Annotated in this window: 19 protein-coding genes and 1 pseudogene; 10 read left to right on the plus strand and 10 right to left on the minus strand. The window is 71.3% G+C overall.

Annotated features, from left to right (window positions below; all coding sequences use genetic code 11):
- Positions 1 to 123 precede the first annotated feature (123 nt).
- The gene (locus tag O1G22_RS24560) at positions 124 to 3,516 is read right to left on the minus strand and encodes a S41 family peptidase (RefSeq protein WP_270083295.1); all 3,393 of its coding nucleotides are present in this window, start codon (positions 3,514 to 3,516) and stop codon (positions 124 to 126) included.
- 164 nt (positions 3,517 to 3,680) lie between these two features.
- On the opposite strand from O1G22_RS24560, the gene O1G22_RS24565 reads away from it, so the two are divergent.
- The 5 genes and pseudogenes from O1G22_RS24565 (at position 3,681) to O1G22_RS24585 (ending at position 8,534) form a co-directional block, all read left to right on the plus strand.
- A complete protein-coding gene (locus O1G22_RS24565; protein ID WP_270083296.1) occupies positions 3,681 to 4,289 on the plus strand; it encodes a TetR/AcrR family transcriptional regulator in 609 nt (202 codons plus the stop codon).
- A 103-nt stretch (positions 4,290 to 4,392) separates the two neighbouring features.
- On the plus strand, positions 4,393 to 6,618 hold the full coding sequence (locus tag O1G22_RS24570) for an MMPL family transporter (RefSeq protein WP_270083297.1): 2,226 nt from the start codon (positions 4,393 to 4,395) through the stop codon (positions 6,616 to 6,618).
- Between the two features lie 137 nt (positions 6,619 to 6,755).
- A complete protein-coding gene (locus O1G22_RS24575; RefSeq protein WP_270083298.1) occupies positions 6,756 to 7,268 on the plus strand; it encodes a YbaK/EbsC family protein in 513 nt (170 codons plus the stop codon).
- A pseudogene (locus O1G22_RS24580) lies at positions 7,265 to 7,711 on the plus strand (EamA family transporter); the annotation flags it as partial. The gene O1G22_RS24575 and the pseudogene O1G22_RS24580, both read left to right, overlap by 4 nt.
- A 199-nt stretch (positions 7,712 to 7,910) precedes the next feature.
- A complete protein-coding gene (locus tag O1G22_RS24585; RefSeq protein WP_270083299.1) occupies positions 7,911 to 8,534 on the plus strand; it encodes a class I SAM-dependent methyltransferase in 624 nt (207 codons plus the stop codon).
- Positions 8,535 to 8,693: 159 nt separating this feature from the next.
- Here the strand turns inward: O1G22_RS24585 and O1G22_RS24590 are convergent, their stop codons facing one another.
- A complete protein-coding gene (locus tag O1G22_RS24590; RefSeq protein ID WP_270083300.1) occupies positions 8,694 to 8,978 on the minus strand; it encodes a hypothetical protein in 285 nt (94 codons plus the stop codon).
- Positions 8,979 to 9,297: 319 nt separating this feature from the next.
- On the opposite strand from O1G22_RS24590, the gene O1G22_RS24595 reads away from it, so the two are divergent.
- Both O1G22_RS24595 and O1G22_RS24600 read left to right on the plus strand, forming a co-directional pair.
- Entirely contained in the window at positions 9,298 to 10,194 is an 897-nt protein-coding gene (locus O1G22_RS24595) for an NAD(P)-dependent oxidoreductase (protein WP_270083301.1), read from the plus strand.
- A 78-nt stretch (positions 10,195 to 10,272) separates the two neighbouring features.
- Entirely contained in the window at positions 10,273 to 10,548 is a 276-nt protein-coding gene (locus tag O1G22_RS24600; protein WP_225099169.1) for a DUF1876 domain-containing protein, read from the plus strand.
- Between the two features lie 45 nt (positions 10,549 to 10,593).
- Here the strand turns inward: O1G22_RS24600 and O1G22_RS24605 are convergent, their stop codons facing one another.
- The 6 genes from O1G22_RS24605 to O1G22_RS24630 form a co-directional block, all read right to left on the minus strand.
- Positions 10,594 to 11,763, minus strand: coding sequence for a serine hydrolase domain-containing protein (locus O1G22_RS24605; protein WP_270083302.1), 1,170 nt, complete (start codon positions 11,761 to 11,763; stop codon positions 10,594 to 10,596).
- Positions 11,764 to 11,846: 83 nt separating this feature from the next.
- A complete protein-coding gene (locus O1G22_RS24610; protein ID WP_270083303.1) occupies positions 11,847 to 12,293 on the minus strand; it encodes an organic hydroperoxide resistance protein in 447 nt (148 codons plus the stop codon).
- Positions 12,294 to 12,400: 107 nt separating this feature from the next.
- Positions 12,401 to 12,895: a MarR family winged helix-turn-helix transcriptional regulator gene (locus O1G22_RS24615; RefSeq protein WP_270086525.1), complete on the minus strand. Its 495-nt coding sequence runs from the start codon at positions 12,893 to 12,895 to the stop codon at positions 12,401 to 12,403.
- A gap of 2 nt (positions 12,896 to 12,897) precedes the next feature.
- The gene (locus O1G22_RS24620; RefSeq protein ID WP_270083304.1) at positions 12,898 to 13,647 is read right to left on the minus strand and encodes an energy-coupling factor ABC transporter ATP-binding protein; all 750 of its coding nucleotides are present in this window, start codon (positions 13,645 to 13,647) and stop codon (positions 12,898 to 12,900) included.
- Positions 13,635 to 14,396 (minus strand): cobalt ECF transporter T component CbiQ, encoded by a 762-nt coding sequence (gene cbiQ / locus O1G22_RS24625; protein ID WP_270083305.1) that lies wholly within the window; start codon positions 14,394 to 14,396, stop codon positions 13,635 to 13,637. The genes O1G22_RS24620 and cbiQ overlap by 13 nt, the downstream gene beginning before the upstream one ends.
- A 1-nt stretch (position 14,397) precedes the next feature.
- Positions 14,398 to 15,543, minus strand: a complete 1,146-nt coding sequence (locus O1G22_RS24630; RefSeq protein WP_270083306.1) for an energy-coupling factor ABC transporter permease — start codon at positions 15,541 to 15,543, stop codon at positions 14,398 to 14,400.
- Between the two features lie 194 nt (positions 15,544 to 15,737).
- Between O1G22_RS24630 and O1G22_RS24635 the strand changes: the two genes are divergently transcribed.
- The gene (locus O1G22_RS24635) at positions 15,738 to 16,076 is read left to right on the plus strand and encodes an SsgA family sporulation/cell division regulator (RefSeq protein ID WP_270083307.1); all 339 of its coding nucleotides are present in this window, start codon (positions 15,738 to 15,740) and stop codon (positions 16,074 to 16,076) included.
- A 14-nt stretch (positions 16,077 to 16,090) separates the two neighbouring features.
- On the opposite strand, the gene O1G22_RS24640 is transcribed toward O1G22_RS24635, so the two are convergent.
- Entirely contained in the window at positions 16,091 to 17,761 is a 1,671-nt protein-coding gene (locus tag O1G22_RS24640) for a penicillin-binding transpeptidase domain-containing protein (RefSeq protein ID WP_270083308.1), read from the minus strand.
- 255 nt (positions 17,762 to 18,016) lie between these two features.
- On the opposite strand from O1G22_RS24640, the gene O1G22_RS24645 reads away from it, so the two are divergent.
- On the plus strand, positions 18,017 to 19,387 hold the full coding sequence (locus tag O1G22_RS24645) for a hypothetical protein (RefSeq protein WP_270083309.1): 1,371 nt from the start codon (positions 18,017 to 18,019) through the stop codon (positions 19,385 to 19,387).
- Entirely contained in the window at positions 19,377 to 19,934 is a 558-nt protein-coding gene (locus O1G22_RS24650; protein ID WP_270083310.1) for an NUDIX hydrolase, read from the plus strand. Before O1G22_RS24645 ends, O1G22_RS24650 begins: the two co-directional genes overlap by 11 nt.
- 62 nt (positions 19,935 to 19,996) lie before the next feature.
- Here O1G22_RS24650 and O1G22_RS24655 read toward each other — a convergent pair whose 3' ends face one another.
- Entirely contained in the window at positions 19,997 to 21,745 is a 1,749-nt protein-coding gene (locus tag O1G22_RS24655) for a dolichyl-phosphate-mannose--protein mannosyltransferase (RefSeq protein ID WP_270083311.1), read from the minus strand.
- Between the last annotated feature and the right edge of the window lie 96 nt (positions 21,746 to 21,841).

A 21,841-nucleotide genomic window follows, 5' to 3' on the forward strand; every position in this document is an offset into this window, starting at 1 on the left:
TTTGACCGATCGGCGTGGGGCGCCCTTCCTTGTGGAGGGCGCCCTGCGCTGGGTTTGCCCTGGCGACCGGCAGGTGCTCTGACGACCGGCAGGTGCTCTGACGGCCGGCAGTAGTTGCCCTGACTACCGGCCCCTCGGGGGGAGTTTCGGACGGGCCCTGTTCGGGGCGTCGCTGTAGTCCGGGGGAATGGCCGCGGGAGCGGACTCCAGGAGCTCCAGGGCCAGTTGGATGGCGTCGTCCATCTGGGCGTGGCGGCCCTCGGCCCAGTCCAGGGGGGTGCGCATGATCTCCAGGTCGGGGGCGACGCCGTGGTTCTCCACGGACCAGCCGTAGGCGTCGAACCAGGCCGCGTTCATCGGGACCGTGATGACCGTGCCGTCGCCGAGGCGGTGGCGGCCGGTCATGCCGACCACTCCGCCCCAGGTGCGCTGGCCGACGACCGGCCCGAGCTGCAGCAGCTTGAAGGCGGCCGTGATCATGTCGCCGTCCGACGACGTCGCTTCGTCGGCCAGGGCGACCACCGGGCCGCGGGGCGCGTTCGAGGTGTACGACACCGGTTGCGCGTCCCTCGTCAGGTCCCAGCCGAGGATCGTCCGGGTCAGTTTCTCGATGACGAGTTCGCTGATGTGCCCGCCCGCGTTGCCGCGCACGTCCACGATCAGCGCGGGCCGGGACACCTCCATGCGCAGGTCGCGGTTGAACTGGGCCCAGCCGGAGCCGCCCATGTCGGGGATGTGCAGGTAGCCGCACTTGCCGCCGCTCAGCTCCCGTACCACCTCGCGGCGCTTGGCGACCCAGTGCTGGTAGCGCAGCGGCCGGTCGTCGACGAGCGGGACGACCGCGACCCGCCGGGGCCGGCCCGCCTCGCCCTCCGCCGGGGTGAACGTCAGCTCCACGGTCGTCCCCCCGGAGCCGGCGAGCAGCGGATACGGCCCGGTCACCGGGTCGACCGGGCGGCCGTCGACGTGGGTCAGCACGGCGCCCTCGCGGATGCCCGTGCCGGCCAGCGGTGAGCGGGCCCGGGAGTCGGAGGAGTCGCCGGGCAGGATGCGCCGGACGGTCCAGCCGGCGTCACGGTGGACGAAGTCGGCGCCGAGGAGGCCCTGCCGGCGCTGGTAGTGCGGCGGGCCCTCGTTGCGGCGGGCCGCCGTGACGTAGGCGTGCGAGGTGCCCAGTTCGCCGAGGACCTCCCGCAGCAGATCCGCGAACTCGTCGGGGGAGGCGACCCGTTCGACCAGCGGGCGGTACTGGCCGAGCACCGCGTCCCAGTCGATGCCGCACATGCCCGGATCCCAGAAGTAGCCGCGGATGATGCGCCCCGCCTCCTCGTAGGCCTGGCGCCATTCGGCGGGCGGGTCGACCTCGTGCAGGATGCGCCGCAGATCGATCCAGACGGTCGTGTCGCCGTCGCCCATCTCCGTGGACGGCACCGCCCGCAGCTCGCCCTCGTCCACGACGACCAGCCGGGTGCCGTCGCCACTCACCGCGAACCAGTCCAGATGGTCGACCAGTTCGGACTTCTTCGCCTTGGTGATGTTGAAGTACTCCAGGGTCGGCCGACCACTGACGTCGGCCGGGTTGGCGAAGGTCTCGCCGAGCGCGCCGGAGATCGGCCAGCGCAGCCAGATCAGGCCGCCGCCCGCGACCGGGTACAGCGCGGAGTACTTGGAGGCGATGACCGGGAACGGGGTGACCCTGTTCTCCAGGCCCTCCACCTCCACGGTCACCGTGCCGGCCTCGCCGGTCTCCTCGTCCTCGGCCGGGTCCAGCCCACCGGCCGCCGGGCGGCCCTCGGGGGTCAGGGCGAAGGGGGAGGGGGTCGCCGAGCTCAGCGGGACGAGGTACGGGCGGCAGCCGAGCGGGAACGAGAGGTCGCCGGTGTGGACGTCGTACACCGGGTCGAAGCCGCGCCAGGAGAGGAAGGCGAGGTAGCGGCCGTCGCGGGTGAAGACGGGGTTCTCGTCCTCGAAACGGCCGTTGGTCACGTCCACGATCAGCCGGTCCTGGATGCGGGCCAGTTTGATCTGGCGCAGGGAACGGCCGATGCCCGGGTGGGACCAGGTGAGCCAGGCGCCGTCCGGCGAGAAGGCGAGGTCACGGACGGGGCCATTGATGGAGCGGATCAGCTCGGTCACCTGCTCGCCGACAACGGCAACATCGGTGACACCAGTGACACCAGTGGCACCAGTTACAGAATCAGAGTCACCTGACTCACCGGCTTCCCCCGACTCACCGGCTTCCCTCGGCTCACCTGACTCACCGGCTTCCCCCGGCTCACCGCCGACGTCTGCCGTTTCCGGCTCCTCCGCCACATCGATCAGCAGCAGCCGTCCGTCGTGCGACGCGATGGCGAGCCGTTCGCCGAGCGGGTCGGAGACCAGCTCCAGGACCCGCCCCAGTGCCCCGGAGGCGAGCCGGCGCGGGGCGCGGTCGCCGGACGCGCGGGGGAGCTGGGCGATCTCGACGGCGTCCTCGCCCTCCGCGTCGGTGACGTACGCGACCTGCCCGGTCGTGCCCAGCATCTCCGGCAGCCGCACCCGGACCCCGGGCGTGTCGGTGATCGTACGGGCGGGGCCGTCGCGGTGGGTGAGCCAGTACAGGCTGCCGCGTACGACGACGGCGCTGGCCCGGCCGGTCTCGTCCACGGAGATGCCGTCGACGTTCTGCGCGGCCGGCACCTGATAGCGGCGGCGCCCGGTGGCCGGCCCGGCGAGCCGGACGTCGAGCTTGCGCGGCACGCCGCCCGGGGAGAAGTCGTCCACCAGCCACAGGTCGCCCGCGCACTGGTAGACCACGCGGGTGCCGTCGGTGGAGGCGTGCCGGGCGTAGAAGGCGTCGTGGTCGGTGTGCCGGCGCAGGTCGGTGCCGTCGTACGCGCAGGAGTAGAGGTTGCCGACACCCTCGTGGTCGGAGAGGAAGGCGACGCGGCCGGCGACGAACATGGGGCAGGCCAGATGGCCGCCGATGTCCGGCACGAGCTGCTGCCCGTGCAGCCAGAGGCGGCCCATGGCGCCGCCGCGGTAGCGCTTCCAGGAGGCCGGTTCGTGCGGCGGGGTGCCGGTGAGCAGGAGGGTCTTGTGCCCGTCGGCGACGTCGGCGACCTGGATGTCGGTGACCGGGCCCCAGGGCAGCCGCGCGCCGGGACCGCCGTCGGTGGGGACCTTGTAGGCCCAGGTGAAATAGGAGAAGGGCTGGCCGTGGGAGGCCACGGCCAGGATGTCCCCTTCCGGGGTCCAGCCGCAGACCTGCGTGTCGGAGCTGCCCCAGTACGTCAGCTGCCGTGCGGGGCCGCCGCCGTCGACGCCGACGAGGTGGATCTCGGGGTCGAGGCTGCGCCACGTCGTGTACGCGATGTGGCGGCCGTCGGGCGAGAAGCGCGGGTGGCCGGTCTTGGTGCGGTCCGCCGTGAGGCGCCAGGCGCGGCCCGGGGAGTCGAGGGGGGCCAGCCAGAGGTCGTCCTCGGCCACGAAGCACAGGAGGTCGCCGCAGAGGTGGGGAAGGCGCAGATAGCTCACCTACTCATGCTTTTCCGGTCAAAGGGCACGAGCAACTTGTGTGGCTTATGGAAACCGAACAACCGTGACCCAACCCACGTACGAAACGGTTTCGTTTCGCATGCTCTCAGGGTATGTTCATGGTGTACGAAACAGGAGGCCGTCGGAGCCGGAAGGTGAGTGGCATGACCGAGGTCGTCGCAACGGGGCGTCGCAGTCGGATCACGCCCGAGCGCGAGGCCGAGCTGTACGAGGCCGTGCTCGACCTGCTCCGGGAAGTCGGCTACGACGCCCTCACCATGGACGCCGTGGCCGCGCGCACCAAGTCCAGCAAGGCGACGCTCTACCGCCAGTGGGGCGGCAAGGCCGAGCTGGTCGCGAAGGCGGTGCGGCACAACAAGCCGGGCGGTATCGGCCTCGACGACATCGACACCGGGTCGCTCAAGGGCGACCTGCACGCTCTCACCCTGCGCTCGGACGACTGCGAGATGGAGCAGAACTCCGCCCTGATGCGGGGTCTGGCCATGGCGGTGCACAGCAACCCGGACCTCCTGCGGGCGTTCCGGGACCATCTGATCGAGCCGGAGTTGGCGTCGTTCCGCCGTGTGGTGCAGCGGGCCGTCGACCGGGGTGAGGTCAAGGCGGACAACCCGGCGATCGAGTTCATGATGCACATGATGCTCGGAGGGTTCGCCGCCCGCACCATGATCGACGAACTGCCGCCGACGCAGGCTTTCCTCATGTCGTACATCGACGCCGTGGTCCTCCCCGCCCTCGGCGTTTCCACCGACTGATCTCTCTCCCCAGCAAGCCCACCATCTGACGTCACCGCTCACGTCGTCGGGCTGACCACCCCTGCCCTGATCAACCCAACGACCTGACCGGGAGTACGCCTCCATGGCCACGTTCCTGTACCGACTCGGCCGTCTCGCCTTCCGGCGACGGCACTTCGTCGCCCTCATATGGGTGGCGCTGCTGGTCCTCGCCGGGGTGGGCGCCGCCTCCGCGCCGGCCGCCGGCAGCACCTCCTTCTCGATTCCCGGTACCGAGGCCCAGAAGGCCTTCGACCTGCTGGAACAGCGCTTCCCCGGGATGAGCGCCGACGGCGCCACCGCGCGGGTCGTCTTCAAGGCGCCGACCGGCGAGAAGATGACCGACGCCGGCAACAAGTCGGCCGTCGAGAAGACCGTCAAGGAGCTGAAGAGCGGCTCCGAGGTCGTCTCCGTCGCCGACCCCTACGCCGGGCACGCCGTCAGCAAGAACGGCCAGGTCGCCTACGCCTCGGTGAAGTACAAGGTCTCCGGCATGGAGCTGAAGGACTCCTCCAAGGACGCCCTGAAGGGGGCCGCCCAGCATGCGCGTGACGCCGGGCTGACCGTCGAGGTCGGCGGTGACGCGCTGACCGCGGCCCCGTCGACCGGCTCCAGCGAGATCATCGGCGTGGTGATCGCCGCTGTCGTCCTGGTCATCACCTTCGGCTCGCTGCTCGCCGCCGGGTTCCCGCTGCTCACCGCGATCGTCGGCGTCGGCATCGGCGTCTCCACGATCACCGCGCTCGCCAGCGCCCTGAACCTGGGCTCCACGACCTCCACCCTGGCCTCGATGATCGGCCTTGCCGTCGGCATCGACTACGCCCTCTTCATCGTCTCCCGCTACCGCGCCGAACTGGCCGAGGGCCGCGAGCGCGAGGAAGCGGCCGGACGCGCCGTCGGCACGGCCGGCTCGGCGGTGGTCTTCGCGGGCCTGACCGTCGTCATCGCCCTGGTCGGCCTGTCGGTCGTCAACATCCCGATGCTGACCAAGATGGGCATCGCGGCGGCGGGCACGGTCGCCATCGCCGTCCTGATCGCGCTGACGCTGATCCCGGCGCTGCTCGGCTACGCGGGCCGCAGGATCAAGCCGACGGGCGAGAAGAGCAAGCTGCTCGGCGGCGGCCGTCCGCCCAAGAACCCGGGCCGCCCCAACATGGGCACCCGCTGGGCGAGCTTCGTCGTACGGCGCCCGGTGGCGGTCCTCCTGCTCGGTGTGATCGGCCTCGGCGCGGCGGCGGTCCCGGCCGCCTCGCTCCAGCTCGGCCTCCCGGACGACGGCGCCCAGCCGACCTCCACCACCCAGCGCCGCGCCTACGACCTGCTCTCCGAGGGCTTCGGACCGGGCTTCAACGGCCCGCTGATGATCGTCGTCGACGCCAAGGACAGCCATGACCCCAAGGCGGCCTTCACCAAGGTCGGCGACGAGATCAAGGGCATGAAGGACGTCGTCACGGTCACCCCGGCCGTGGCCAACAAGGCCGGTGACACCGCGACCATCACGGTCGTGCCGAACTCCAAGCCGTCCGCCAAGTCCACCGAGGACCTGGTGCACGCCATCCGCGACAAGGGCGCGGACATCAAGCGGCAGACCGACTCCAAGGTCCTGGTCACCGGCTCCACCGCGATGAACATCGACTTCTCGCAGAAGCTGAACGACGCGCTGCTGCCGTACCTGGCGCTGGTCGTGGGCCTGGCCTTCCTCCTCCTGATCGTGGTCTTCCGCTCGATCCTCGTCCCGCTGAAGGCGGCCCTCGGCTTCCTGCTCAGTGTGACGGCGGCCCTGGGCGCCGTGGTCGCGGTCTTCCAGTGGGGCTGGCTGTCCGGCCTGTTCAACGTCGAGGAGACCGGCCCGGTCATGTCGATGATGCCGATCTTCATGGTGGGCGTCGTCTTCGGCCTCGCGATGGACTACGAGGTCTTCCTCGTGACCCGGATGCGGGAGGCGTTCGTCCACGGCGAGAAGCCGACCCAGGCCGTGGTGACCGGCTTCCGGCACGGAGCGCGGGTCGTGACCGCCGCGGCCGTCATCATGATGGCCGTCTTCTCCGGCTTCATCGGCTCCAGCGAGTCGATGATCAAGATGATCGGCTTCGGCCTCGCGATCGCCGTCTTCTTCGACGCGTTCATCGTCCGCATGACGATCGTCCCGGCGGTGCTCGCCCTGCTCGGCAAGCGGGCCTGGTGGCTGCCCAAGTGGCTCGACCGCGCGCTGCCCAACGTCGACGTCGAGGGCGAGGGCCTGCGCAGGCTGTCCTCGGCGGACGGCAAGGACGCCGATCCGGACGAGGAGAAGGAGCTGGTACGCGCGTGACGTACCGCTTCTAGTCCAGAAGGACTACAAGGGCCGGCCGGTGAGGGATCCGTGGGGACGGGGCACCCTCACCGGCTTCTTTCTGCGCCCGTGAAAACCCCATGAGCGCGACCGGAACGATGCCGTAGCGTGCCCGCATGACGACGACCGCCACTGACACCGGAGCCTCCGGAGCCAACCCCCGGTTCGCCGAAGCGATGCGGGCGCTCGGCCTGGCCGACGTCCTCGCGCGGACCCGGCGGTTCCCGGAGGCCACCCGGACCGCCGCCGAGGCCGCCGCCGCGATCGGATGCGAGCTGAGCCAGATCTGCAAGTCGCTGGTCTTCGCCGCCGACGGCGTCCCGGTGCTCGTCCTGATGGACGGCGCCTCGCGCGTGGACGTGGAGCGGGTGCGCGAGGAACTGGGCGCGGGGAAGGTCACCCGGGCCGACGCCGGTGTCGTACGCGAGACCACCGGGTACGCCATCGGCGGCGTCCCGCCCTTCGGGCACCGCACGCGCACGCGTGTCCTCGCCGACCGCTCGCTGCTCGCGCACGACATGGTCTGGGCGGCGGCCGGAACGCCGTACACCGTCTTCCCGATCGAGCCGGCGGCGCTCGTGACCCATGCCGGCGCCGCCGTGGTGGACGTGCGCGAGCGAAGCGCGTGACGGCGCTCGTCACGGCCGCCGTCCTGTGCGCCGCCGTGACCCACGCCGGCTGGAACGCCATCGCGACCGGATCATCGACAAGCTCGTCGGGTTCACCCTGACCTCCGGGGGCGGGTGCTGATCGGGCTCGCCGTGGCGCCGTACACAGCGCTCCCGGCCGGGCCGGCCTGGCGGTACCTGCTGGTCTCGGCGGTCGTGCGGCCGTGTTCGCGCACGAGGTGCCCGGCGGCTGGGCGCCGGCCGGGATCGCCGTGTCCTGCGTGGGGCTCACCGGCGTCAGCCTGTGGGGGCTGCACGGAAGCCGGCCGCACTGGGCGGCGATCGGCGCGGCCCTGGCGACCGGGCTGACGATCGCCGCGTACACGGTGATCGACGGCCTCGGCGTACGCGCCGCGCACTCCCCGCTCGGGTACATCGCCTGGCTCATGGCCGTCCAGGGCGTCGTGCATTCGCCCCGCGCCGAATCTCTGGCCCTCGACCTTCCGATCTGCTGGGCTCGGCCTCATGGATACCGCTGCTGCCGACCGTCCTCCGGCGACCTACGACCGCATCGGCATGGGATACAGCGACATTCGACGTCCTGATCCCCGACTGCACGCTTTCATCGGCCAGGCGTTGGAAGGAGCTCGGACCGTTGTCAATGTGGGCGCCGGCACCGGTTCCTATGAGCCGGCGGGCGCCGACGTGACAGCTGTCGATCCCTCTCGGGTCATGCTCGACCAACACCCTGGGACGACGAAGGTGAAGGCCCGAGCGGAAGCCTTGCCGTTCGCGGACGCCTCCTTCGACGCGGCCATGGCCATCATGACCGTCCATCACTGGCCTGACCTCTACCGCGGACTCGGCGAACTGCGCCGCGTCGCCCGCAGACAGCTCGTCTTCACATGGGACCCGGCACACCAGCCGGAGTTGTGGCTGCTGGAGGAGTACCTGCCGGAGATCCGTGAGATGGAGCATGCCCGCTTCACGCCCCTGAGCGAGGTTGTCGACGCACTCGACGCGCACACCGTGCTGCCCTTCCCCGTCCCGCACGACTTCACCGACGGCTTCCAGATCGCTTACTGGCGCCGACCGGAGTTCTACCTCGACCCGGTCATCCGGCAGGCCAGCTCTACCTTCGCCCAGCTACCGCCCTCCGTCGTAGATGCGGCGATCGCCAGGCTCCGCGCCGACCTCGACTCCGGTACCTGGCACCGCCGGCACGCGGACCTGCTGTGTGAGCAGGCCATGGACTATGGATACCGGCTGCTCATCGCAGGCACGTAGCCGCGTCGGCCCTCAACTTCACGTCCATGAGGCCGGCCGGGCCTCTTGGCACTCGGATCGGTTTGGCTCATCCGACTACCAAGAGGCCCTGAAGGCAGGCGTTCAAGTCCACGCAGAGGAAGCAGTGTCCTCAGCGGTCGGGACGCCCTCCGTCATCGGTCAGTCGGTGGCGAGGGTCTCAGTGATCCGAGCCAGGGTGGCCGGGGCGGTGCTGGACAGGTTGGTGAACAGGTTGGCCGTGACCGACCCTCCTGCGGAAACGGTCCACAGGTCGGGTATGCCGTCGCTGTCGGCGTCGGCGGCCAGGTTCTTCCACAGGTCGAGTTCGCCGGTGGACTTCTTCCACAGGAACATCGCGGTGCTGCTTCCGCCGCCCGTGGTGGGCAGTTGCGTCGTGGCGATGGTCCAGTTGTTCCAGTCCGCGGTCCCGTCGCCGTCGCCCACGAGGGTGTCGCCTTGGCATGAGGTGGCCGGGGAGGTGCTCAAGTCGGTCGGAGCCGCTGGCGGATTGTCCTGGAGGCTCGCAGGGGCCCCGACGGACTCCGCCCCGGTCACGGCGGCAGTCCGCCGATGGACTCCCCATGTGGCCGTCGGCCTGATCGATCTCGGTGAAACCGACATTCGGCCAGGGGGATGACGTCGATCATCGTCGGCGCCGTGATCGGGTCGATGCTGCACGCCGGGTAGGGGTGTGGTGGGTGTTGGGTGGTGGGTGGTCACGAATGATCAGTTCGAACCCACGACGTGAGAGGCAGGGCCGTTCATGACCGACAAACCGACCGTCAGCGTGCTGGGCACCGGCATCATGGGGGCCGCCATGGCCCGCAACCTGTGCCGGGCCGGGCTGGAGGTGCGCGTCTGGAACCGGACACGGGAGAAGGCCGAGCCGCTCGCCGCCGACGGCGCCCGGGTCACCGGCACGCCCGCCGAGGCCGTCGAGGGCGCCGACGTCGTCCTGACGATGCTCTACGACGGGGCGACCGCACTGGAGGCCATGCGCGACGCCGCCCCGGCACTGCGCCCCGGCACGGTGTGGGCGCAGTGCACCACCGCGGGGATCGGCCTGCTCACCGACCTGGCCGCCTTCGCCCGCGAACACGGACTCGTCTTCTACGACGCCCCCGTCCTCGGTACCCGCCAGCCCGCCGAGGCCGGTCAGCTGACCGTGCTGGCCGCCGGGCCCGAGGAGGGGCGGTCAGCGGTCACGCCCGTCTTCGACGCGGTCGGCGCGAAGACCGTGTGGACCGGGGACGACGGTGCGGCGGGCAGCGCCAGCCGGCTGAAGCTGGTCGCCAACAGCTGGGTGCTGGCCACCACCGCCGCGGCCGGTGAGGTCCTCGCCCTCTCCCAGGCCCTCGGCGTGGATCCGCAGGGCTTCTTCGACCTCATCGAGGGCGGCCCGCTCGACATGGGCTACCTGCGGGCCAAGGCCGCACTGGTGCTCGACGGCAAGCTGTCCCCGCCGTCGTTCGCGGTGGCCACCGCCGTGAAGGACGCCCGGCTGATCGTGGCGGCGGGCGAGCACGGTGGCGTACGGCTCGACGTGGCCGCCGCGACCGCCGAACGGCTCGCCCGCGCCGCCGCCCAGGGCCACGCGGACGAGGACATGGCCGCCGCGTACTTCGCCAGCTTCGAGGAGAAGAGCGGGGAGGGCGCATAGGGCGCGTCGCGTTGTCGACATGACGGGCCGGGGTGCTGGGGCGCACCCTGGAAGCAGCGGTTCTCGGAGGTGATCGTCATGATGCACACAGCTGTGGGATGGCATGTCGAGCTGGAGTTCACGGAGGATGATCAGCACACGCGCGCTGCGGCGCTGGTGCGTTTGCCCGACGGCACCGAGGTACGGGCGCACGGCCACGCCACCCGGCACCGCGTCGACCCCAACCAGCCCCGGGTCGGCGAGGAGATCGCCGGTGCACGTGCCCTCAACGAACTGGCCATGCAACTGCTGACCAAGGCTCATGGGGAGATCGACGCGGAGTCCGGGCGGACCTCGCATCCGATCAATGTGTGACACCGATTGGGCGCGCGCCCCGGCGTGAAGTCCTGGGCGTGCGCCCTATGCGAGTGCCGTGCGCAGCGCTCGAACCAGGGCCTGGGCCCTCGGGTCCGCCGTCACGCTCTTCCTGAAGCCGTTGGTGACGTAGCCGAAGGAGATGCCGGTCTCCGGGTCGGCGAAGGCGAGGGCGCCGCCCCGGCCCGGGTGGCCGAAGGAGCCGGGGGAGAGGAGCGGGGACGCGGCGCCGTGGAGCATGTAGCCGAGGCCGAACCGGGTGCCCACCACCAGGACCCGGTCCTGGCCTCCCGACTGCTCGGCGCGGGCCAGCTCCGTCGTCTCCGGGGTGAACAGACGCGTGCCGCCGTCCACCTCGCCGATGAGCGAGGCGTAGAAGCGGGCCAGCCCGTCGGCGGTGGCGATGCCGTTGGAGGCGGGCAGGGCGGCCGCGCGGTAGGCGGGGTCGTTCTCGTCGGGCAGTGGGGTGATCGCGGCGAACGCGCGCCGGGTCAGGGAGTCCGGGTCGGCGTAGGCCTCGGCCACCGCGCGCTTGGGGCGCGTCTTCAGGGCGCCCGCGGCCTCGGGCGCCTCGACCGGTCCGACGCGGCCCACGCGCGCGTGCTCCGACTCCGGCAGGCCGAGCCACAGATTCGCGCCGACGGGTGCGGCGATCTCGTCCGCGATCCATGCGCCGACCGGACGGCCGGTGACCCGCCGGAGCAGTTCGCCGGTGAGCCAGCTGTAGGTCTGGGCGTGGTAGCCGTGGTCCGTGCCCGGCTCCCATACCGGTGCCTGCGCGGCGACGGCCGCGGCGCCCAGGTCGGGGTCGGCGGCCTCGGCGGGGGTCAGCGGGCGGTCCAGCACGGGTACGCCCGCGCGGTGGGCGAGCAGGTGCCGGACGAGGGTGTGCTCCTTGCCCGCCGCCTTGTACTCGGGCCAGTACGTGCCGACCGGGGCGTCCAGGTCCAGCTCACCGCGCTGGTGCAGGAGCAGCAGCGCGGCGGCGGCGACGCCCTTGGTGGCGGAACGCACGATCTGTGCGGTGCCGCGCTCCCAGGGGCCCTCGCCGGCCGTGCCGTCGACGTCCTTCGCGCCTGCCCACAGGTCGACGACCCGGTGCCCGTCGCGGTACACCGCGACGGCCGCGCCGCGTTCCCCGAGCAGCGCGAAGTTCGCGGCGAACGCCTCCCTGACCGGCTCGAAGCCCTCGGCCACAGTGCCGTTCACGTCCACGTCCGCCGTCCTTTCCCACACCGTCCCATCGCCTGCGACAGTGCGTGCAACACCGGCCGTGCGCCTGTGATTCCTTGGTGGGATCAGCCCAGCAGAATCGTTACGTCGATGTTGCCGCGCGTCGCGTTGGAGTAGGGGCAGACCTCGTGCGCCGCGTCCACCAGCTCGGCCGCCAGGTCGGCGTCCAGGACCGGCAGGGAGACGCTGAGGGCGACCGCGAGGCCGTAGCCGCGCTGCTTGTTCGGGCCGATGCCGACCTTCGCGGCCACCGTGGAGCCGGTCAGGTCGTAGCCCGCGCGGTTGCCCACCAGGATCAGCGCGTTGTGGAAGCAGGAGCTGTAACCGGCCGCGAACAGCTGCTCCGGGTTGGTGCCGTTGCCGTCGCCGCCCAGCTCCGGAGGCATCGCGACCTGCAGCGCGAGCCGGCCGTCCTGGCTGGTGACAAAGCCGTCCCGGCCGCCGTGGGCGGTGGCCTCGGCGACGTACATGATCTTCGTCGGACGGGTGTCGACGGCGGAGTCCTCGGTCATGGCCGGCCTTCCACAGAACAAGTGGCGCACAAATACATCGTGCACAAGGTACTGGCCGGTAGGTCAGTGAACGCGGGCAGGGGTGGGCAACCGTGGGTAACGCGAGCTCAGTGGCCTCGGCGCCGGACGGCCGCGGTGTCGGCGCGCTCGGTGAGCTGCCACAACTCGGAGCGCAACCGCGCCACCTCCTGGGCGCTGAGCCCCGTCGTGGTGAGCAGTGCGCCGGGCACGCGCGCTGCGCGTTCCCTGAGTTCCTCCGCGCGCTCGGTGCACGCGATGAGCACGGAGCGCTCGTCGTCCGCCGCGCGCTCCCTGCGCACCAGGCCCGCCCCCTCCAGCCGTTTCAGCAACGGCGAGACGGTCCCGTAGTCCAGGCGCAGGGCGCGCGCCAGGTCCTTCACGCTGGTCTCGCCGTGCTCCCAGAGGACCAGCAGCACGAGGTACTGGGGGTAGGTGAGCCCGAGGTCGTCCAGAAGTGGACGGTACGCGGCGGTCACGGCGCGCTGTGCCGCGTACAGCGCGAAGCACAGCTGGTCGTCCAGCAGCAGCGACCCGGCGGCCTCTTCGTCGTCACGGTCGTCTTGAGGCGTCACGCGCCCCATTCTCACGGACGCGCCCGCGGATCGAACCCGAACGGCAGCTCCAGTCGGTGAGCCCGCATCAGGTCCTCGTCGCAGAGGAGCCCGGCGGTCGGGCCGTCGGCTGCGATCACGCCGTCGCTGAGGATCAGGGAACGGGGGCACAGTTCCAGGGCGTAGGGCAGGTCGTGGGTGACCATGAGGACCGTGACGTCCAGGGAACGCAGGATGTCGGCGAGTTCACGGCGGGAGGCGGGGTCGAGGTTGGAGGAGGGCTCGTCCAGGACGAGGATCTCCGGTTCCATCGCGAGCACGGTGGCCACGGCGACCCGGCGGCGCTGGCCGAAGGACAGGTGGTGCGGCGGGCGGTCGGCGAAGTCCCGCATGCCGACGCGCTCCAGGGCGTGCCGTACCCGTTCCTCCAGGGCCGCGCCCTTGAGGCCGGCGGCGGCCGGGCCGAAGGCCACGTCCTCGCGCACGGTCGGCATGAAGAGCTGGTCGTCCGGGTCCTGGAAGACGATGCCGACCTTCTGCCGGACGGCGGCCAGGTGCTGGGTGCCGACCGGCAGCCCTGCGACCGTGACCGTGCCGGTGCCGCCGCTCAGGATGCCGTTGAGGTGCAGGACCAGGGTGGTCTTGCCGGCGCCGTTCGGGCCGAGCAGCGCGACGCGTTCACCGCGCGCGATGGTGAAGTCGACGCCGAACAGCGCCTGGTGGCCGTCGGGGTAGGCGAAGGCCAGTCCGGCCACTTCCAACGAAGGTGTCACAGGATCCATCCCGACAGGCAGACGACGAGGGCGGTGCAGGGGAGCGTGAGGGCGTACCGCCACTGCGCACCGGACGCGGTCACCTCGTCGATGACCGGCATCGCACCGGCATAGCCGCGGCTCACCATGGCCAGGTGCACACGCTCCCCGCGCTCGTAGGAGCGGATGAACAGCGCGCCGGCGGACTTGGCGAGCACGCCCCAGTGCCGCACGCCCCTCGCTTCACCACCACGTGACTCGCGTGCGACGCGCATCCGGCGCATCTCGTCGGTGATGACGTCGCCGTAGCGGATCATGAAGGACACGATCTGGACCAGCAGAGGCGGGAGCCTCAGGCGCTGGAGCCCGAGCAGCAGCGCGCGCAGTTCGGTGGTGGCGGCCAGCAGCACGGAGACGGCGACGCCGAGCGTGCCCTTGGCGAGCACGTTCCAGGCGCCCCAGAGTCCGTTCAGGCTGAGCGAGAGGCCCAGCGCGTGCACCCGCTCGCCCTCCGCGACGAACGGCATGAGCACCGCGAACGCCACGAACGGCACCTCGATCAGCAGCCGTCGGAGCAGGAAACCGGCGGGCACGCGCGCGAGATGCGCGACAGACGCGAGCAGGACGGCGTACAGCGCGAACGCCCACATCGCCTCGCGCGGGGTGGACACCACGACCACGATGAACAGGAAGGCGGCGGCGAGCTTGGTGTGCGGCGGCAGGGTGTGCACGGGGGAGTGCCCGTGCCGGTAGAGGCGATGGGTGTGTCCGGCGCCCACGTCACCACCCCGTGTTCACGGGCGAGACCGTGGAGTCGCGGGCGCCCGGCGTCGGCGTGGTGCGCCGGCGCACCGCCCAGAACACCGCGCTGCCCGCCACGATCGTGACCCCGACGCCGATCACACCCGCGAGGCCGCCGGAGAGCCGCGCGTCGGAGATGTTCTTGACGCCGTAGTCGGCGAGCGGGGAGCCGGCCGTCGTGTGCTTCTCGGTCTTCTGGTCGATCCCCTTGTCGTGCGCGACCTTCTCCAGGCCGTCGGGGTTCGAGGAGGCGTAGAAGCTGACGAAACCGGCGAGCACGAGGGAGGTGACCAGGCCGGTCACCCACAGCGCGCGCCGGGAGGTGCGCGCCGCCACAGGCGCCGTGAGCGCCGCGGGGGCGGGAGCGTCCACGAGCGCGCCGATGGGGGCACCTCCCGCGCGAGTGGAGCCGAGCGTGGGGGAGCGCAACGTGAGCCGCTGCCGCAGGCCGCGCGCGCCGTGCACCAGGTCGGGGCGCACCGCGATGACGGCGCTCACGGTGAGCGCGGTGATGACCGCCTCGCCGATACCGATCAGCACGTGGACGCCGATCATCGCGGTCGCCACCTTGCCGAGGGAGACGTCCGTGGTGCCGCCGATCGCGTAGATCAGCGTGAAGGCGACGGCGGCGGCCGGCACGGAGACCAGCGCGGCGACGAAGGAGGCGATGGTCACCGAGTGCCGCCTGCGGGGCAGGACGGCGAGCAGGGCACGGAAGACGGCGTACGACGCGACGGTGGTGACGATCGCCATGTCGGTGATGTTCACGCCGAGCGCGGTGAGCCCGCCGTCCGCGAACAGCACGCCCTGCATGAGCAGTACGACCGACACGCACAGCACGCCGGTGTACGGGCCGACGAGGATCGCGGCGAGCGCTCCGCCGAGCAGATGACCGCTGGTTCCGGCCGCCACGGGGAAGTTGAGCATTTGGACGGCGAAGATGAACGCCGCCACCAGACCGGCCAGCGGTGCCGCTCTTTCTCCCCCACGCTCGGCTTCGCTCGCGCGGGAGGTGCCCCCCAGTTCACGTCGGGCGCCGCGCAGGCTCACCGCGAGGGCGCCGGCGGCGACCACTGCGGTGACGGCGGAGGTCGGGGCATCGATGAATCCGTCAGGTACATGCACGATGTCGATTTTAGAGGCTTGTTGCGAAGAGTTTGCAAGAACCAGCCACTCGCGAAAACGAGGGCCGATCGATCCGCTAGCCGTGCGTGAGATCGGCCGCCCCGAAAGGCGCAAACCGGAAAATATGGCACATTAGAGGAGGAAGCGGATGGAGAGCTTCCGGTAATGGTCACTCAGCGTGAGAGGGCGGTCCGATGTCTGTGGTCGAACAGTACGCCCGCGCCCACATCGTCACGGACGAGGAGGACCCGGGGGCCGTACCGGTGGTGCTGCGGTACGACCCCGACAGTGATCCACGATCGGTGCGGGTGGACCTGCCCGGCGCCCATGAGTGGACCTTCTCGCGCGCGCTGCTGGAGCGAGGACTGCGGGTCCCGGCCGAGAGCGGCGACGTACGCGTGTGGCCGTGCGGGCGCGTGCAGGCCGTTGTCGAGTTCCACTCTGACAACGGTGTCGAGGTGGTCCAGTTCGAGTCGAAGACGCTGCTCAGATTTCTGCGCCGCACCTACACCGCGGAGCCCGTGCGGGGCTGACCGGCCGGGGCCGGTCAGCCGCCCATCTTCAGCAGAGCCGCCACGATCGGTCCGGCGGTGTCGCCGCCGTGGCCGCCCGCCTGGACCACGCCCGCGGCGGCCAGATCGCCCTTGTAGGCGGTGAACCAGCCGTTGGGCTTCTTCTGCCCGTCGACCTCGGCGGAGCCGGTCTTGGCGCCGTAGTCCCCGCTCATGCCCGCCATCGCCTTGGCCGCCGTGCCGTAGTCCGCGGTGAACCGCATGACGTCCTTCAGCTGGGACTGGGTCTGCGCCGACAGGGTGCGCGTGGCCTTCGCCAGCGTGCGGTTGTCCACCGAGGGCGCCACCAGGTACGGCTGGTGGAAGGCGCCCGCCTCGACCGTCGCCGCCACCGACGCCATGTTCAGCGGGTTCATCCGCACCCCGCCCTGCCCGATCAGCGAGGCGCCCATCTGCGCGCCGCTCTGCACCGGCACGGAGCCGTCGAACGACGGCACGCCGATGGCCCAGTTGTCCATGCCGAGGCCGTAGACCTGCTGAGCCTCCTTGGTCAGGTCGTCGTCGGACAGCTTCGGCGCGAAGTCGATGAAGGCGTTGTTGCAGGAGGCGCCGAAGCTCTGCTTGAACGTGCCCTGCTTGATCTCGGAGTCGGCGTCGTTGTGGAACGTCCAGCCGGCGAGCTTGTACGTCTTGGGGCAGGGGTGGGAGGCGTCCGGGGTGATGAGCTTCTTCTCGAACAGCATCGTCGACGTCACGATCTTCATCGTGGAGCCGGGCGCGAGGGAGCCCTGGAAGGCGACGTTGAAGCCGTGCCCGTTGTTGGCGACCGCGAGGATCTCGCCCGTGGACGGCCGCAGCACCACCACCGACGCCTGCGACTTCTTGGCCACCTGCTGCTCGGCGGCCGCTTCCAGGGTCGGGTCGAGCGTCGTCTTCACCGTGCCCGGCGTGCCCTGGCTCAGCTCCACCAGTGTCTTGTCGGGCAGCTGGGCCTTCTGCGAGGCCTTGCCGCGCACCACGCGCAGCTCGATGCCCGCCTTGCCGCCGGCCGTCTTGCCGTACTTCTCGCGCAGCCCGTCCAGCACCGTGCCCAGCGAGGGGTACTTGGCGGCCGTCAGCTCGCCGCCGTCGCGGTCCAGGGCCTTGACGGGCGGGGTGCCGGACTCGCCGGTGACGAGCGTGTCGCCGTCCTGCAGGTCCGGGTGGACGATCGAGGAGTGCCAGTCGACCAGCGGCACGCCGTCGCTCGCCCGCCTCACCACGGTGAGCGAACTGCCGTACGCCAGCGGCTTGCTGAGCTTGTCGTACGACACCGTCGCCTTGACGGAGAACGGCACCTTCGCGCCCGTGGCCGCACCCGGGGTGAGCGTGACGCCCTTCAGGTGGGCGTCCTTGGCGAGGCCGGAGAGCAGCGTGGTCGCGGCCGGGGCGTCGTCCGTGGCGGCGGCCGCCTCGGAGACCCGGCCCTGCTGCCAGGCCGTCAGGAAGCGGGTGGACGCCGTGCGGATCTCGGCGGCGCTGAGCGGACCGGTCTTGACCGCCTTGTGGTCAGCCCCTGCGGACGCGCGCTCGTCGGCCGACGCCCCACCGCCGGTCAGCGCATAGACGGCGAACCCGGAGCCGGCGACAACCACGGCGATCATCCCGCCGACCACAGCGGGTCGTGTCGTCCTGCGTCGCTCGGCGACGCGCCTTCTGTTGCCCACAGCCTCAGTTCCTCCGTGACTTCCCCAGGGTCCCCGCCGCCCCTTCACACTCCCCAACGACGGCAATCACCTTAAAGTCCCCACCTTTGCGGGTGACGTCAGCCTGCATTCCGTAGCACGGTTGCGACAATCGGGCCGACCGCGTCGATGCCGTGCCCGCCGTCCTCGGGCATCCCGGTGCCGAACGACCGTTGTTCCGCTGATCGGTGCATGCTGAACTGGCTCACGTATGGACGCGACAGAAGGGGCGGGCACATGACCGCGGTCCTCAGCACGGGGTGGGACAGCGTCCGGCAGCGGGCCACGCTGAGCGCCCAAGCGGCCGGGGCCGCCGCCCCGGTGGAGCGGCTGACCGCGCTCGGGCGGGCCGAGCTGCTCGGCCGGCTGCGCTGGGAGGTCCTCCAGGGCGGCACGCTGTTCCTGACCTACCCCCAACTGCTCGACGGAGCCGCCTTCGCCGCGCTCCGGCCCGCCGCGCTGCTCGACGAGCTGGCGATACGGGCGATCGGCGGGGGTGGCGTCCTGCCGATCCGGGTGAACTCCCGCAACGCGGACCTGGCCGGGCAGCTGATCGCGATGCTCTCGACCGGTTTCCTCTTCTCCTCCCTGCCGATCCCCGACGAACAGTGCCTGCGACTCCAGCGGGAGCTGGCCGTCCGCGCGGACAGCGAGGCCGCCGCCGCGGCCCTCGCCGCGGAGGGGCCGGTCGGCCTGGCGGACCGGTTGCTGGCGGCGACCGGTGTCCTCGACACCCCGCTACGGCGGCGCACGGTCGCCCGGTGGGGCGACTGGCTGGAGGCCGCCGAGCACGGCCTGCTGGAGGTCAGCCCCCTGACGCCGGCCGACTACGCGACCGCTTACGCGCTGCTTCCCCCGCCACGCCCCGAGGATGCGGCCAGTGCCGAGGGCAGGGCCGTGCTCGCCTCCTGGACCGGCGGGGAGTTCGACGTGAACGGCCTGCCCAGCCGCAGCCGCCTGTACGAAAGCCTCGACCCCCTGCTGCGCTCCGGCGACCCCAACGCGCAAGCGGACGCACGGACGCTGCGCGAGTCCTTCGACGAGACGTACTACCGAGCCATCGCGGTGAGCGAAGGCTGCCTGCTCGGGCTGGCTTCGCCGCGACGCGGCGTCCGGCGCCGGGAGGCGGCGGCGCTCGTGGAGCAGACACCGATCGTGATCTTTCCGACCCGGTTCGAGCTGCGGCTCGGCCTGATGAGCGGTGAGCAATGGCAGCGGTACACGGATGACGCGGCCGACGCCTTGGCCAACTGGTGGCACCGGCGTGACCTGGCCGCCCTGCAGGAGGTGGGCGACCTGCTCGCAGGGCGTACGAAGGAGCCACCGGCCGCCGGTGTGGACGAGGTGTCGGTGAGCCGACTCCAGCGGTTCGTGCACAGTGCTCACGGGGTCACCGCTCAGATGGCCGCGGGCGGCGGGATCAGCCTGGCGACCAGCCTGCTCGGCCAGGGCACGTCCGGGGCGTTCGCGGCCGGCGCGGGCGGAGCGCTCACACCGGTCGTCGTGGCGGCCGTAGCGGCCGGTGTGACCCGGCTGACCGACTTCCGGGGGCGGTACGACGTGATAGAGCTTCCTGGAGTGATACCAGGAGGGCCCCATGGACACTGAGGCGCCGCGCACGCACACCCACAAGGCCTACACCGACGCCGACGGCGGGCGGTGGTGCGAGGTCTACCTCGACACCTACCGCTCGCCGTCCGGCGCCGAGACCGTCCAGCACCGCGTCCGGGTGGGGGGCGGCCGTACGGGAGTCGTGGTGCTGGCACGGCGGGGTGACGACATTCTGCTCGTCCGCCAGTGGCGACCGGCCATCGGCCGGTGGGCCTGGGAACTGCCGCGCGGCTTCGGCGAGACGGATCCTGTCTCGGACGCGCTGCGCGAACTGGCCGAGGAGACGGGACTGGTGGGCTCCGCGGCGGCCGCGGTGGCGTTCCTGGACGTCGACTCCGGCATGCTGGAGAACGAGGTCGCCGTCGTCGAGGTCTCGGTTCCGGGCGACGCCCCGCTGCGCCCCGGCTCGTCCGGCGACGGCGAGGTCGCCGCGGCACGCTGGTGGAGTCCGGGCGAGATCGCGACGGCGATCCGCGCGGGAGAACTGCGGGACGGCTTCACCCTTGCCGCGCTCGGGGCATCCAGCGCGGCCCGCGGCCTCTGACGACCGGTGACGCACGACGAGGGCGCGGCCGAGTGCCGCGCCCTCGTCGTGCGTCCGCCCGGCTACACCCAGGTGTCCAGCCACATCCGCGCCCGCCACTGGTCGATCGGGATCGCCGTGCCCGTGTACAGGGGCCAGAAGTAGATGAAGTTCCAGGCGATCAGCAGCACCAGGACGCCGGCCGTCGACGCGCCGGCCAGGCGGCGGATGTCGCTGGAGCCCGGTGGGCCGATGATCGCGCCGATCAGCATCGCCACCGCCAGACACAGGAACGGCAGGAAGACGACCGCGTAGAACAGGAAGATCGTCCGCTCCTGGTACATGAACCAGGGGAGGTAGCCCGCCGCGATGCCGCAGGCGATCGCACCGGCCCGCCAGTCGCGGCGGAACGCCCAGCGCCACAGCACGTACAGGATCGCGAAGCAGGCCGCCCACCACAGCAGCGGTGTGCCGATCGCCAGCACCTCCCGGGCGCACTTCTGGCCCGCGTTCGCCGGGCAGCCGTCCACGCCGGGGTTCGGGGACTCGTAGAAGTACGACACCGGGCGGCCCAGCACGATCCAGCTCCACGGGTTGGACTGGTAGGTGTGCGGGGACGTCAGCCCGACGTGGAACTCGTACACCTCGTGCTCGTAGTGCCACAGGCTGCGCAGCCAGTCCGGCAGGAACGTCCAGCTGCCGCCCTTGCCGTCGGTGGCCGCCCAGTTGCGGAAGTAGCCGCCCGTGCCGTCGGCCGGGGAGAGGATCCAGCCGAGCCAGGACAGCAGGTAGACGGCGATGGCCACCGGAACGGTCGTAAGCAAGGCGAGGCCGGTGTCGTACTTGAGAGCTGCGGCATACGGGTGACGGGCACCGGCCGTCTTCCGGGCGCCGACGTCCCACAGAACCGCCATCACACAGAACGCGGCCAGGATGTACAGCCCGTTCCACTTGGTGCCGATGGCCAGACCCAGCATCAACCCCGTCGCCCAGCGCCAGGGGCGCAGGCCGAAGCGGAACGTGTCGGCCACGCGCGCGTCCGGGCGCGCCCGCCCGTCGCGGTCCACCGGCAGGGCCGCGGCCAGCCTCGCCCGTGCCCGGTCCCGGTCGAGGACCAGGCAGCCGAACGCGGCCACCACGAAGAACATCAGCACGCCGTCCAGCAGCGACGTCCGGCTCATCACGAAGTGCAGGCCGTCCACCGCCATCAGCGCGCCCGCCAGGCAGCCGAGGAACGTCGAGCGGAAGATCCGGCGCCCGATCCGGCACAGCAGCAGCACCGACAGCGTGCCCAGCAGCGCGGTCATGAACCGCCAGCCGAACGGGTTGAACCCGAAGACCATCTCGCCGAGCCCGATGACGTACTTGCCGACCGGCGGATGCACGACGTACGACGCGTCCGTCGGGATGACGAGATGGCCGTGCGTCCGCAGGACCAGGTCGTTGGCGTTCTTGTCCCAGTTGACCTCGAAACCGCGGTGGACGAGCGCCCACGCGTCCTTGGCGTAGTACGTCTCGTCGAATATCACCGCGCGCGGGCTGCCCAGGTTCCAGAACCGCATCAGGCCCGCCATCAGCGTGACCAGCAGCGGACCGCCCCAGCCCGACCAGCGCACGATCCGCTCGGCGAGGACCGGCGGCACACCGAGCGCCTGCCACAGCCGCGGGCTCGGCTCGGCGTACGGGGGCACCAGCCGGTCCCGTACATCGCCCGACGGCGCGTCCTCGGCCGGTACGTACCCGAATCGGCGCAGCCGCTGCTGCCACGCCGGCCGCTCGTCGTGCGGCGCCTGGCCCTGCCGGAGGTCCATGGAGGACGCGGTACTGGTCACCCGCGCCATGGTAGGGAACCGATCTGTGCGAGTCCCGTGCATGTGCGGTACCGGTCGGGAAGCGGTCACTCCGCCGCGTCCGCGAGGGCGGGCCCG

The organism is Streptomyces camelliae (assembly GCF_027625935.1).
Taxonomy (GTDB): Bacteria; Actinomycetota; Actinomycetes; order Streptomycetales; family Streptomycetaceae; genus Streptomyces; species Streptomyces camelliae.

Excerpts from the sequence above, each read along its gene's own strand:
- O1G22_RS24565 (WP_270083296.1), top strand. The coding sequence starts at position 3,681 with ATGACCGAGGTCGTCGCAACGGGGCGTCGCAGTCGGATCACGCCCGAG.
- O1G22_RS24570 (WP_270083297.1), top strand. The coding sequence starts at position 4,393 with ATGGCCACGTTCCTGTACCGACTCGGCCGTCTCGCCTTCCGGCGACGG.
- O1G22_RS24575 (WP_270083298.1), top strand. The coding sequence starts at position 6,756 with ATGACGACGACCGCCACTGACACCGGAGCCTCCGGAGCCAACCCCCGG.
- O1G22_RS24595 (WP_270083301.1), top strand. The coding sequence starts at position 9,298 with ATGACCGACAAACCGACCGTCAGCGTGCTGGGCACCGGCATCATGGGG.
- O1G22_RS24600 (WP_225099169.1), top strand. The coding sequence starts at position 10,273 with ATGATGCACACAGCTGTGGGATGGCATGTCGAGCTGGAGTTCACGGAG.
- O1G22_RS24610 (WP_270083303.1), bottom strand. The coding sequence starts at position 12,293 with ATGACCGAGGACTCCGCCGTCGACACCCGTCCGACGAAGATCATGTAC.
- O1G22_RS24615 (WP_270086525.1), bottom strand. The coding sequence starts at position 12,895 with ATGGGGCGCGTGACGCCTCAAGACGACCGTGACGACGAAGAGGCCGCC.
- O1G22_RS24620 (WP_270083304.1), bottom strand. The coding sequence starts at position 13,647 with ATGGATCCTGTGACACCTTCGTTGGAAGTGGCCGGACTGGCCTTCGCC.
- O1G22_RS24635 (WP_270083307.1), top strand. The coding sequence starts at position 15,738 with ATGTCTGTGGTCGAACAGTACGCCCGCGCCCACATCGTCACGGACGAG.
- O1G22_RS24645 (WP_270083309.1), top strand. The coding sequence starts at position 18,017 with ATGACCGCGGTCCTCAGCACGGGGTGGGACAGCGTCCGGCAGCGGGCC.
- O1G22_RS24650 (WP_270083310.1), top strand. The coding sequence starts at position 19,377 with ATGGACACTGAGGCGCCGCGCACGCACACCCACAAGGCCTACACCGAC.